This window comes from Chitinophaga sp. RCC_12 (genome assembly GCF_041360695.1).
Classification (GTDB): domain Bacteria; phylum Bacteroidota; class Bacteroidia; order Chitinophagales; family Chitinophagaceae; genus Chitinophaga.
In genome coordinates, this window is the sequence record NZ_JBFUPS010000010.1 from 226,900 (window position 1) to 239,165 (window position 12,266).

Genomic DNA, 12,266 nt, shown 5'->3' on the forward strand with positions numbered 1-12,266 from the left:
ATATATAAAACTCATCCCATCCTATTATCTTTGCAGGTGATGAGAAAATTAAGCATGGATGAACTGGGCCGTAAAACGGTGGAAGAGTTCAAGGCTGCCGATAAAACGCCTATTGTACTGGTATTGGATAATATACGCAGCATGCACAACGTGGGATCAGTGTTCCGTACCGCGGATGCATTCCTGGTACAGGGGATCATTCTTTGCGGCTATACGCCGGTGCCACCGCACCGAGATATCAATAAAACGGCTTTGGGCGCTACCGAAACGGTGGAGTGGCAGTATTTTGACACCACGGTGAGCGCGGTACGGGAACTGAAAGCAGCCGGGTACCGGGTGATGGCCATTGAGCAGGCGGTGAACAGTTATATGCTGAACAGTTTTACGCCTCCGGCAGATCAGCCGCTGGCGCTGGTTTTTGGGAATGAAGTGAGCGGGGTGGACGGGGAAGTAATGAAGCTGGTAGATGGTTGTATCGAAATTCCCCAGTTGGGCATGAAGCATTCCCTGAATATTTCCGTGAGCACTGGTATTGTGGTTTGGGATATCTTTGTAAAATTGAAGAAGGCTTAAAGGATTAATTATATGATTTCTACGGTCAACAAGTATCTATCGCTGGTAAAGTTCAGTCATACCATCTTTGCCATGCCTTTTGCCCTCACCGGCTTTTTTATGGCTACCACCAAAGGAGGCGGCAGCTTCAACTGGGGAACGTTTTTACTGGTAGTGCTGTGCATGGTGTTTGCACGCAGTGCGGCAATGGCGTTCAACCGGTGGCTGGATGTGGATATCGACAAGCTCAATCCACGTACGGCAAAAAGGGAAATACCGGCCGGTATCATATCTCCCAAAAATGCCCTGTTCTTTATTATAGCCAATGTGGTATTGTTTATTATCACCACCTGGTTTATCAACCCGGTATGCTTTTACCTGTCACCGGTAGCTTTGCTGGTGGTGCTGGGATATAGCTATACCAAGCGTTTTACCGCATTTTGCCATTTGGTACTGGGCGTGGGGTTGTCGCTGGCGCCCATAGGCGCTTACCTGGCGGTAACGGGCAGTTTTGCACTGTTACCGGTACTGGTATCCTTCCTGGTGCTATGCTGGGTATCCGGATTTGATATTATTTACTCCCTGCAGGACGAGGATTTTGACAAATCGCAGCAGCTGAATTCCATTCCGGCCTGGCTGGGACTTTCCGGCGCCCTGCGTTTTTCTGAATTACTTCATGTGATAGCGGCCGCGCTGGTAGTAACCATCGGCTTAACCGGGCATTTTCACTGGATCTACTGGATAGGAGCAGCTGTTTTTGTGGTGATGCTCGTTTCCCAGCATTTATTGGTAAAACCCAATGATCTCAGCAGGATCAATATCATGTTTATGACTACCAACGGGATTGCGAGTGTAGTGTTCGCTGTTTTTGCGATCACAGACATGCTCGTTTTTCATTAGCCCTAACCTTGTTAAAAGCTACTATATGGCCCGCCTGATGGCAATAGATTACGGAAAAAAGAGAACGGGACTGGCCGTAACAGACCCTTTACAGATGATTGCCACCGGGCTTACCACCGTTGCTACGCACGACCTGATCCCTTTCCTGAAAAAGTACTTCGCCGCCGAACAGGTGGAAACGATTGTAATAGGAGAACCCAAAGGACTGGATGGTAACGCTACCGATGCCACTGCACTGGTGGTGGAGTGTATCCGCATCATTAAAAAGAATTTCCCCGATATCCCTGTTGTAAAGGTAGATGAGCGTTTTACCTCTAAAATGGCCTTCCAGACGATGATCGACAGCGGTCTGAAGAAAATGGACCGCCGGAATAAAGCCCTGGTAGACGAAATAAGTGCCACTATTATATTACAGGAATATCTCCGTAATAAAATATAATAACATATAAAAAATCACCAAAATCAGCGTAATCCTGAGAAAGACAACCTCCGCTTAACTACGAAATTGTCTATCTTTGCGGATTAAACCAAGTATTTGAACATGATTTTGCCAATTGTAGCTTACGGGCACCCGGTATTGAGAAAAGTAGCAGAAGACATCACTCCTGAATATCCAAACCTGAAGGAATTGATTGCCAATATGTGGGAAACCATGTATGGTTCTAATGGTGTGGGCATTGCCGCTCCACAGGTAAATAAGGCGATCCGGTTGTTTGTGATAGATAGTGAGCAGATTATTCATAACCTGGAAGAAGACGAAAAGAACGATTATCCCGGAGATGAAGGGGTGAAAGGCGTATTTATCAATGCACATATCGTGGAAACCGGCGGAAAAGAGTGGGCATATAATGAAGGATGTTTGAGCATTCCAAAGGTGCGTGAAGATGTAAACCGTGCGGAAACCGTTACCCTGAGCTATGTGGATGAGAACTTTACCCCGCATGTAAGAACATTCACCGGCGTGACTGCCCGGGTAATCCTCCATGAATATGACCACATCGACGGGGTTTTATTCATCGATCACCTGAAGCCATTAAAGCGCAGAATGTTGAAAAGTAAGCTGGAAGATATTACCAAAGGTAAAATAAGAGTAGATTACAGGATGACGTTCCCTAAATAGGAAATAATTTTGTAATGTAAAGAAAACCTGTTATTTTGGTATCATAAAGTATAACATCCATATCCTCAAACTTGGGAGCTACCTTAACATACACTGAAGTTGAATTGATTCAGGGCCTTATAGCCAGGGATGAAAAGATATTCACTTATTTGTATGATCACTATTCACCCGCTTTATATGGTGTAGCCCTGAAAGTAGTGGGAGAAGAAACAGCCGCCGGAGATGTGCTGCAGGAAGTATTTGTAAAGATCTGGCGGAATATTGACCGTTATGATGCCTCAAAGGGCAGGTTATTCACCTGGATGTTGAATATTACCCGCAACACAGCAATTGATAGTCTCCGCTCAAAAAATCACAAACTGGAACAGCGCGTACAGGATGTAAACAGCGTGGCACTGATGTATGAACCACAACTGGCGGTGCATTTATCTGTGGACCATCTTGGTTTAACCAAAGTGATTGAAAAGCTTCAAAAAGATCAACGTATTATTATTGACATGGCTTACTTCAAGGGACATACCCAGGAAGAAATAGCCAAGTCCCTTGAAATACCATTGGGTACGGTGAAAACCCGCATGCGCAATGCTATTATACAATTGAGAACACTGTTAAAACAATTGTAATTATAAGAAATAGTGGATGTACAACGATACATATCATCCGGAATCCTTGAAAGCTATGTATTCGGTATGTTACCGGAAACAGAACAAGGTGAGGTAGAAACGGCCGTATCTCAATACCCCGATGTTAAAGCTGCAGTGGATTCATTGCAGCATGACAAGGAGCGTTTTGTGCAGCTGTACGCGATAGCCCCTCCTTACGGCATTAAGGAACGGCTGATGGAAATTATCCGTCAGGAAAACACGCAGGAAGGAAACAACCTGCTGCCGGATGAACTGCGTGCGCCCATCTCCGCTCCCCTGAACGGGAAAAATAAAAAACAAGTGCAGCAGCCCGCCCGGGAAACACCGGTAAAACAGCTGCCGGTAGCAAAAAAATCAAATGACAAGCTATGGAAGTATCTCACAGCCGCCATTGTAGCTTTGTTGCTGGGCAGTGTTTTCATGAACTTCTTTTTCTTCCGTAAATCCACCGACTATAAAAGCCGCTACCAGTCGCTCATAGCCACCAAAGAAAAGCTGGAAGCAGATAAAGAACAACAGGCGCTGACCAGTTTGAAGGAAACGCCTGCCAACGTAGTAACAGAAGCAGATCCGCTGAATAACCCCGATTTTAAATGGACAAAGATACCCGGTGGCGGCAAGTATGCCGGCAACCTGGTAGCCGTAGGATGGAATGCAAAAACACACGCCGTATACCTGCAGGCGCAATTAATGCCTATACCTCCGGCTGGTAAGCAATTCCAGCTGTGGGCCATTGTGAATAAGAAACTGGTGGATGCAGGTGTGTTCCTCACCGGCGCCGATGCATCACAATTGTTACAACAAATGAAAGCGGTGGCTGCTGCACAAGGCTTTGCCATTACGCTTGAAAAGAAAGGCGGCAGCCAGAATCCCAGTATGGACCAGGTATGCATGTCGGCAAAACTGGCAAAATAACGCCGGGTTTGTTTATCATGATAAATGAGTATCTTGCCTTACCGGCACCCCGATTAACCATTTCAAAGAAGCACAACTGTTATAAAAAAAATATCCGTGAAAGCTGAAGGCATGATGATCATGTTCCGTTCTGTCGTGTTGTGAAATCTATCCGTAACTAACTATCTAAAATTATATCCAATCTGTTTTGCAATACGCTGCTACATATACAGAAGCTGAGCTGGTGCAGGGTTTGAAAGCCCGTGACCAGAAAATATTCAGTTACCTGTATGACCAGTATTCGCCGGCATTATATGGGGTGATTGTGAAGGTGCTGAACGACGACAGCTCCGCCGGGGATGTATTGCAGGACGTATTCATGAAGATCTGGCGTCATCTCGACCGCTACGATGAAACAAAAGGCAGGCTTTTTACCTGGATGCTGAATATTGCGCGGAACACCGCAATAGATATTCTCCGGTCAAAATCCCATAAGATGGAGCAGAAAATCCGGAATATGCCGGATGACGTACATGTAGTCGACAGCCTCATCGCTGTGCAGCCATCTACCGACTACCTTGGGTTTTCCCGGATCCTGGAAAAGCTTACCAAAGAACAGCGTACCCTGATAGATTTAGCATATTATAAAGGTTGTACCCAGGAAGAAATTGCCCGGGTAATGGACATTCCTTTGGGTACCGTGAAAACGAGGATGCGCAATGCCATTAATCAATTAAGAACCATTTTAAACAAGTAAATATTTTTTGCAATAGTGGACCCACAACATTTCATATCGTCCGGAATTATTGAGCTATACATAGCAGGTATGGCCAGCGATGAAGAAATTCGGGAGCTGGAAGCCGCTATGGCCCAATACCCGGCCGTGGCCGAAGAGGTGGAAGCCTATCGCCGCAGTATGGAAGAATATATCAGGTTGCAAGGCAAAAATCCGGAGACGGATATTAAGACACGTTTATTCACACAAATCAATAATGAACCCAATTTGCAGGAGGGTGAACCTGTACCCGATCAAGACCTGCAACAACCAAAAGTAGTGTCCATGCAAGAAACTAAAAGCCTATCCTGGAAATGGCTTGCCACCGCCGCCGCCGTGCTGCTGGTGGGAAGTCTTGTTTTAAATTATGTGTTCTTTAACCGGTACAAGGAATTCAAGGAGTACAAAGATAAATACCAATCTTTGCTCGTATCCCAGAACTCCATTTTGTCAAAGAGCAATCTTTACAAAACCCGCTTAGAACAAATGCAGGAATCTATGGAAATTATCCAGGATCCTAAAGTGCTGAAAGTGCCGATGCCAGGTACCAAAGCGTTCCCTGAAGCATTAGCTACTGTATTCTGGAACCCGCAAAGTCAGGAAGTGTATCTGAAAGTTAACAAACTGCCAGAACCAACTGCCGACAAACAGTATCAACTCTGGGCTATCGTAGATGGCAAACCGGTTGATATGGGCGTGTTCGAAATGGGTGATACAGCCAGCCTCCTCCAGAAAATGAAAGTAACCGGCAAAGCACAAATGTTTGCTGTTACCCTGGAGAAAAAAGGTGGTGCGCTGCAGCCTACTATGGAACAAATGTATGTGGCCGGAAAAATCCCCGGTTGATAAAAAGAGATAGTTCTTCTCTATCTCCTTTTAAAGAAAAACAGAAAGCTGTTGTAAGTGCTACTTACAACGGCTTTCTGTTTTTAGTATTTGCCTGGCACCCACTTTGCTCTTTTTTACTAAATTGCAGCTATGTCACATTTTTGGAAAAATATAGCCGGAACCATTGCCCTCAGCCTGTTACAATGTTTACAACTCAACGCTCAGGACACAGCCCGCTATAAAGGAATGACGGTTAACCTGGATGAAGTGATTGTAGCCGCAAAGCGTATAGGCTTCGACGTTAACAGCTTTATTAAAAGGGTGGAAGATGACACCACCTTTTACCGCGCATTCAAAAACCTGCATATCGTAGGTTTTGATGCCATCAACGATATCCGGGTACTTGGCAAAAATGCGCAGGTGCAGGCCTCCCTTTATAATCAAACCCACCAGGAAATGAAAGGGAAATGCCGCACCATGCAGGTTTCTAACGAAAAAGTAACCGGCGATTTCTATACCCGCAAAGGAAATTATAATTATTATACCGCCGAATTATACGCTAACCTCTTCTTTACCAAAGGCACCGTGTGTACAGATGAATCAGGTGAAGATCCCGACCGCTCCAGTGGCAGCCTCGCCCGGCACAAGGCGCAGTTGAAACAGTTGATCTTTAACCCCGGGAAGCCTATCCGCGGCGTGCCCATTGTAGGTCCCAAAGTGGCCATCTTCAACAGCGAAGTAATGCGGTATTATGATTTTTCCATCACTGCCGCAAACTATGTGGACGGTACCTCCTGCTATGTGTTTACCGCCAAAACAAAGCCCGGCCTGAGCCGCATCGACAGGGCAGATGTGGTGATAGATGAGCTGATCACCTGGTTTAACAAAGATAATTTTGAGATCGTTGGCCGTAAATATGCCCTTTCTTACAAAACGATGTTGTTTGATTTTAATGTGAAGATGGATGTACAGATGACCAAATACAATGGCCTCCTGATCCCCGCCCTGGTTACCTATAACGGCACCTGGAATGTACCCTTTAAGAAAAGGGAAACAGCCGTGTTCGCGGCAAAGTTCCTGAATTTCACAGGAGCCCAGTGATAGCTAATTCACCAAAGTAATGGTACCGGTTTTATGCACGGCAAACCTGGTGATCACTTCTTTATAATCCACAATCCATACATAGGTGGCAATATCCGCTAAAGTACCGTTTACACGCCCGTTCCAGCCAACCTGCGGATCTGTGGTATAGAAGATCCGTTCTCCCCAGCGGTTATAGATGCTAAGTGTATAATCGTATATGGGACACCGGTATACCGGCCGGAAATAATCATTTCTTCCATCTCCGTTGGGGGAAAAGGCGGTAGGAAAATACAGCTGGCATTCGCAATCATGATATTTTACCTCCACCGAGTCAACGGATTGCCCGCAACTATTGGTAGCCACCATGGCATAAAACCCGGGCCGTGTAACAGTATACATCAGTGTGCTGGTGCTATCCTGCCACTTATAGGTACCGCCGCCGGCGCCGGTAGCGCGCAGCTGGTACACTTCATTTCTGCAAAGCAGTGTATCCGGACCAAGGTTTACCCGCAGGGTGTCTTCAAATTTTACGGAGATACTATCCATCGATTCGCAGCGGCCTATTTGTGCATGCACATAATAGAAGCCGGGCTTGGTCACATAGTACGTGGCCTGATCGGAGCCATCCTGCCAGAGATATTGCCCGTTGCCGAAATCGGCGGTAAGCACCAGGAAGTTTCCTTTGCAGATGCTGGTGTCGTTGCCCAGGTCCAGTTTTTTTAAGCGGTTATAATTAATGAAGATGGTATCTACCACACTGCAGGTGTTATTAATTTCTACCAGCGCCCACAGGTTAGTGGTATTGCTAATAGTCACCGCCGGCGTGGTAGCGCCGGTACTCCATTCCCACCGGGTGGCCTCGGGAATGGCAGGAGCTACGCGGATAGATTCTCCAGGGCAAAGCAGGGTATCCGGACCCAGTGAAAAGGGATAAGGGGCGCCGGTGAACGTAATGGTGATATCGTCCGACACCGTAGGACAACCTTTCGGATATACGTCTACGTGATAAGTGCCCGAGGTGTAAACATCCTGCGTGGGCTCTGTATTACCGGTACTCCAGAGATACGTACAGTTTTGCGCGGTAGCATCCAGCGCAATATGTTCGCCGGTGCATAGCACGAGGTCTTTGCCAAGCTCTATTTCCGGGATGGGTGTATAGAAAATATTGACGGAGTCGGGACTCGGACAGCCATTTATTTTTACTTTATAGGTAGCGGAAGTATCTACAAGAATGCTGCTGCCGGTGGAACTGTCCTGCCACAGGTAAGTAGCGCCGGGAATGATGGGCGCCTGCAATGTCATGGTGCCGCCTTCACACAAGGTAATGTCCTGGTCGCCGAGATCGAAGATCACAGGCGTAACAATGGTAACAGATTGAATGGTGGTATCCGGAAGGCCATTGCGCCAGGCGACGAGGGTATCGGTATAAGTGCCAACACTGTTATAAATATGATACGCCTGCATGCTCCTGGAAGAATCTTTATCTCCCGAAGGGGGATCGTTAAAAAACCACTTCACAGAGTCAATGCCGGCGGGATTGATGATCAGGAAAAAAGAAGTATCGTTTACACAGGTAGAGGATACAGCAAAGGGGGTGTTCTGGGCGCCGGCCTTGTTGCCAAACAGGCAGCACACCAGCAAAACCGGCATAAGGAATAAGAATCGACAGAAAACAGATATTTGGTCTCTCATGTAGTGACATGGGTAATTGCTGCTAAGATAACCTAAACATGTAGAATATTTATAATAATAAATATGAATTTTAGGAGAAGATGATTTTAGCGGAGACAGTTCCCCGCTAAAACCAGTTATAAGTTATACTTCGTCGTCTTTCAGCGGTCTGGCTGCAATATATCTTTTCCACTTTTCCAGTACGGAGGTAAAGTCGGAAGGGAGGTTGCTTTCAAAGTACATCTGCTCGCGGGTGCGGGGATGTATGAAGCCCAGCTGTTGTGCATGCAGGGCATGGCGTGGCATAATACTGAAGCAGTTTTCCACAAACTGTTTGTATTTCGTGTATACGGTTCCTTTCACAATGCGGTTACCGCCGTAGGTTTCATCGTTAAACAGCGAGTGGCCGATATGCTGCATGTGTACACGGATCTGGTGGGTGCGGCCGGTTTCAAGACGGCATTCAACCATGGTTACATAATTAAACCGTTCCAGTACGCGGTAGTGGGTGATGGCTTCCTTGCCATATTCGCCATCCGGATATGCATCCATAATCTTACGCAAACGTTGATGGCGGCCTACGTGGGCTACCACGGTGCCTTCGTCTTCTTCAAAGTCGCCCCATACCAGCGCAATATAGCGGCGATGCACGGTGTGATCGAAGAATTGTTTGGCGAGATCATTCATCGCCTTTTCGGATTTGGCGATGACCAGCAATCCGCTGGTATTTTTATCGATGCGGTGTACCAGCCCGAAGCGCGGGATTTCCGGCTCGGTAGCCTGGGTTTTATCACCCAGGTACCACGACAGGCCATTCACCAGTGTACCATCGCGGTTGCCGCAGCCTGGGTGTACTACCAGGCCGGCGGGTTTGTCGATGATCATAATATCGTCGTCTTCAAATACAATATTCAGCGGTAGCTCTTGTGGAATGATGTCGGTATTCTCCGGGTTCCGGTTGGAAAACACGACGATCCTGTCCAGTGGCCGGATCTTGTAATTGGCCTTCACGGGTTTATCGTTCACCAACACCAGTTCACCATCCAGGGCCTGTTGGATCTTATTGCGGGTGGCGCCTTCTATGCGGTTAGTAAGGAATTTATCAATACGGATAGGGTCCTGACCTTTGTCGACCACCATATTAATCTTCTCATATAGTTCCTCACTGCCATCCCCGTTTTCCAGCTCATCTTCCAGTTCCAGCAATTCTTCAGCCATTAATATAATTTTTTGCAAAGGTAAAGCTTAGTTGGCAGTTTAGCAGCCCTGTGGGCAAATGTTCCGTATCACAGCGAATTGGCGTACCTTTGCGCAGCTGAAAAAGACCAATATGATCATGGATAAAGTAAAGCAGAAGATTGTAGTAAGAGACCTCGGCGTGATAGACTACCAGGCTGCCTGGGATTACCAGGAGCTGTTGCTGAAGGAAAATGTGCAGTTGAAAACCCGGGTAGCCGATCAGTTGCCAAAGGCCACTACCAACTACCTCTTGTTTTGCGAACATCCTCCCGTATATACCATTGGCAAAAGCGGTCATATGGAAAACCTGCTGATCTCCCAACAAGAGCTGCAGGAGCAGGGGATAGGCTTTGTGCCTACCAACCGTGGCGGAGATATTACGTTTCACGGTCCCGGCCAGGTGGTGGGGTATCCTATCCTGGATCTCGAAAATTTCTTTACAGATATTGGTAAATACCTGCGTTGCCTTGAAGAGGTGATTATCCGCACGCTGGCGGAATATGGCGTAACCGGCGACCGTTCTTCCGGAGAAACCGGCGTATGGCTGGATCCGCACGATAAAGCGAAAGCCCGTAAAATATGCGCTATGGGGGTTCGTTGCAGCCGTTGGGTAACCATGCACGGCTTTGCCCTGAATGTGAATACCCTGATGGACTACTTCAACAACATCATTGCGTGTGGTATTGCCGACAAGCAGGTAGCCTCACTCGATAAAGAAGTGGGTAAGCCGGTAAGCCTGGCAGAAGTGAAAGCTAAGCTGAGTAAACATTTCGGCGAAGTGTTCAACGCCGAAATGGTATAGTTACATTTTGTAGTTGAGCGGAATGAACAGGTTCCATTTCTCCTTTAATTTTCCCTCCTCGAATATTTCGAAGTTGAACCATCCTGCATGCATAAAAATGGCTTTCTCTAAAATGAGGGAAGGGCCTTTTACCTGGTCGATATCAAAAAGGAAAGTACCGTTGGATTCATAAAACTTAATGGAATACTTCTTTTGCGGCGCATCCGGCAGTTTTATGTTGATATTGCCATCGGCAGTAGTGTAAATATAGTTGGAGGGATGCCAGGATGCTCTTTCCGGCTCCCTGTTTTCCTGTTCCTTGCCTCTCAGTCCCCTTGAAGCATCCATGATGTCGGCATACTGCAATTTCTGATCGGCGCGGATAGTGCTGTCGGACAGGGCCAGTACCGTTTTGCTGTACATGAAACGTCCATTGGTGAATAAAATAAAGAGACGGTAATAGTTGCTGCCCGGTAACGGTTTATTATCAAGATAGGCGTTCCTTGTTTGAGTAGGGTAGCTGGCGTAACCAATGGTATTGAAGTTCAGTACGCTGTCGAGCGAGCGCTGAATACCTATTTCCTTTACCTGTGTGAAGCCGGAGATCCAGTCCAGTTGTATTCTACCGGTTTTAATAGAAGCGGTAAAATTAGGCAGCACAGGTGGCACAAACTCCTGTGCCTGAGCCTTTCCTGCAAATCCGGTCAATAAAAAAAATCCAATAACAAATGTTATACGCACAATCTGCTTCATACTGATTATTCCGTGAGCTCTTAAAGTTGGCAAAAATACACTACCGTTCAAATATAATGAACAGTTTTTAAAAGGATAGAACGCCGGGAGGGAGGGAAAGATTGCCCTGAAGGCCACCGGTGTGTATCAGCAATATGTTGCTGTTCGCCGGAAAGTAGCCCTGCTGGACCAGATCACGAAAAGCCATTACCAGTTTGCCGGTATAAATAATATCCGTGGGGATGCCTGTTTCTTGATAGATAGTATTGATAAAATCTATAAGTGCAGGCGTTTTTTTGGCATAGCCGCCACCGTGGTGTTCGTATAATAACTGCCAGCGGTTGTTATTACCGGGATACAGCAGGTCAGTAATTTCTTTTTCAAGGTACTGCGCGCCCTTTAATACGGGAATGCCAATTACCTGCTGATGTGGTGTGGCGCTGTTGATCAGGCCCGCGAGTGTAGTGCCTGTGCCTGCGGCACAAAGGATATGTGTATAATTTGTTGTGGGGAAGATAGAAAGGATCTCTTCACAGCCCCGGGCGCCCAGGGCATTGTGACCGCCCTCCGGAACAACATGATAGCCGGGATATAAGGTGTTACCTGCTTTATGATGGCGATAATCTTCCCGGCTAATAAAAACCAGCTTCATGCCATTGTCTGCTGCGGTTTGAAGCATATGATTCAACTGGCCCTTGTGTTCTTCTCCGCGGATAATTCCTGTACAGGGCAAGGCTGCCTCCTTACAGGCCAGGGCGGTGGCTGCAATATGATTAGAGTAAGCGCCGCCATAGGTAAGGATACCGTTGCTGTTATTACTCTTAGCCGCTTCGATGTTGTATTTCAGCTTAAACCACTTATTCCCGGATACCTCCGGGTGAATTTTATCCAAACGCAGTATGGCAGCGTGGATATGCTCCGGCAGCCAGGAAGTTTGAAAGGATTCAAGGGTGATGTTATCGTAAGAAAGCATGCAGCGGTTAAGTGATAAGGCGGTAAAAGATCGGGGAGATGAAGGCATATTGCAGCATTCATCTCCCCAAATAT

General features: G+C 46.8%; 14 protein-coding genes. 10 read left to right on the forward strand and 4 right to left on the reverse strand.

What is annotated here, in order from left to right:
• Positions 1 to 39: 39 nt before the first annotated feature.
• The 9 genes from AB6805_RS25795 to AB6805_RS25835 all read left to right on the forward strand — a co-directional run bounded on the left by AB6805_RS25795 (position 40) and on the right by AB6805_RS25835 (position 6,814).
• Positions 40 to 573, forward strand: coding sequence for an RNA methyltransferase (locus tag AB6805_RS25795; RefSeq protein WP_370912338.1), 534 nt, complete (start codon positions 40 to 42; stop codon positions 571 to 573).
• A 12-nt stretch (positions 574 to 585) separates the two neighbouring features.
• Positions 586 to 1,452 (forward strand): UbiA-like polyprenyltransferase, encoded by an 867-nt coding sequence (locus AB6805_RS25800; protein ID WP_370912339.1) that lies wholly within the window; start codon positions 586 to 588, stop codon positions 1,450 to 1,452.
• A 25-nt stretch (positions 1,453 to 1,477) separates the two neighbouring features.
• Positions 1,478 to 1,891, forward strand: coding sequence for a Holliday junction resolvase RuvX (gene ruvX, locus AB6805_RS25805; RefSeq protein WP_370912340.1), 414 nt, complete (start codon positions 1,478 to 1,480; stop codon positions 1,889 to 1,891).
• A 102-nt stretch (positions 1,892 to 1,993) separates the two neighbouring features.
• Complete coding sequence (def, locus tag AB6805_RS25810) at positions 1,994 to 2,572, forward strand: peptide deformylase (protein ID WP_370912341.1); 579 nt, start codon at positions 1,994 to 1,996, stop codon at positions 2,570 to 2,572.
• 104 nt (positions 2,573 to 2,676) lie between these two features.
• Entirely contained in the window at positions 2,677 to 3,195 is a 519-nt protein-coding gene (locus AB6805_RS25815) for an RNA polymerase sigma factor (RefSeq protein WP_370912342.1), read from the forward strand.
• A 66-nt stretch (positions 3,196 to 3,261) separates the two neighbouring features.
• Positions 3,262 to 4,131: an anti-sigma factor domain-containing protein gene (locus tag AB6805_RS25820; protein WP_370912343.1), complete on the forward strand. Its 870-nt coding sequence runs from the start codon at positions 3,262 to 3,264 to the stop codon at positions 4,129 to 4,131.
• 187 nt (positions 4,132 to 4,318) lie between these two features.
• Entirely contained in the window at positions 4,319 to 4,867 is a 549-nt protein-coding gene (locus AB6805_RS25825; RefSeq protein ID WP_370912344.1) for an RNA polymerase sigma factor, read from the forward strand.
• A 69-nt stretch (positions 4,868 to 4,936) separates the two neighbouring features.
• Positions 4,937 to 5,731, forward strand: coding sequence for an anti-sigma factor domain-containing protein (locus AB6805_RS25830; RefSeq protein ID WP_370912345.1), 795 nt, complete (start codon positions 4,937 to 4,939; stop codon positions 5,729 to 5,731).
• Positions 5,732 to 5,863: 132 nt separating this feature from the next.
• Positions 5,864 to 6,814, forward strand: coding sequence for a hypothetical protein (locus AB6805_RS25835; RefSeq protein WP_370912346.1), 951 nt, complete (start codon positions 5,864 to 5,866; stop codon positions 6,812 to 6,814).
• 3 nt (positions 6,815 to 6,817) lie between these two features.
• Here AB6805_RS25835 and AB6805_RS25840 read toward each other — a convergent pair whose 3' ends face one another.
• Positions 6,818 to 8,488 (reverse strand): gliding motility-associated C-terminal domain-containing protein, encoded by a 1,671-nt coding sequence (locus AB6805_RS25840; RefSeq protein WP_370912347.1) that lies wholly within the window; start codon positions 8,486 to 8,488, stop codon positions 6,818 to 6,820.
• A 123-nt stretch (positions 8,489 to 8,611) separates the two neighbouring features.
• Positions 8,612 to 9,685 (reverse strand): RluA family pseudouridine synthase, encoded by a 1,074-nt coding sequence (locus AB6805_RS25845; protein WP_370912348.1) that lies wholly within the window; start codon positions 9,683 to 9,685, stop codon positions 8,612 to 8,614.
• A 118-nt stretch (positions 9,686 to 9,803) separates the two neighbouring features.
• On the opposite strand from AB6805_RS25845, the gene lipB reads away from it, so the two are divergent.
• A complete protein-coding gene (gene lipB / locus AB6805_RS25850; protein ID WP_370912349.1) occupies positions 9,804 to 10,508 on the forward strand; it encodes a lipoyl(octanoyl) transferase LipB in 705 nt (234 codons plus the stop codon).
• On the opposite strand, the gene AB6805_RS25855 is transcribed toward lipB, so the two are convergent.
• Together AB6805_RS25855 and AB6805_RS25860 are read right to left on the reverse strand one after the other, a co-directional pair.
• Positions 10,509 to 11,240: a hypothetical protein gene (locus AB6805_RS25855; RefSeq protein ID WP_370912350.1), complete on the reverse strand. Its 732-nt coding sequence runs from the start codon at positions 11,238 to 11,240 to the stop codon at positions 10,509 to 10,511.
• Positions 11,241 to 11,307: 67 nt separating this feature from the next.
• A complete protein-coding gene (locus AB6805_RS25860; RefSeq protein ID WP_370912351.1) occupies positions 11,308 to 12,192 on the reverse strand; it encodes a 1-aminocyclopropane-1-carboxylate deaminase/D-cysteine desulfhydrase in 885 nt (294 codons plus the stop codon).
• Positions 12,193 to 12,266 lie beyond the last annotated feature (74 nt).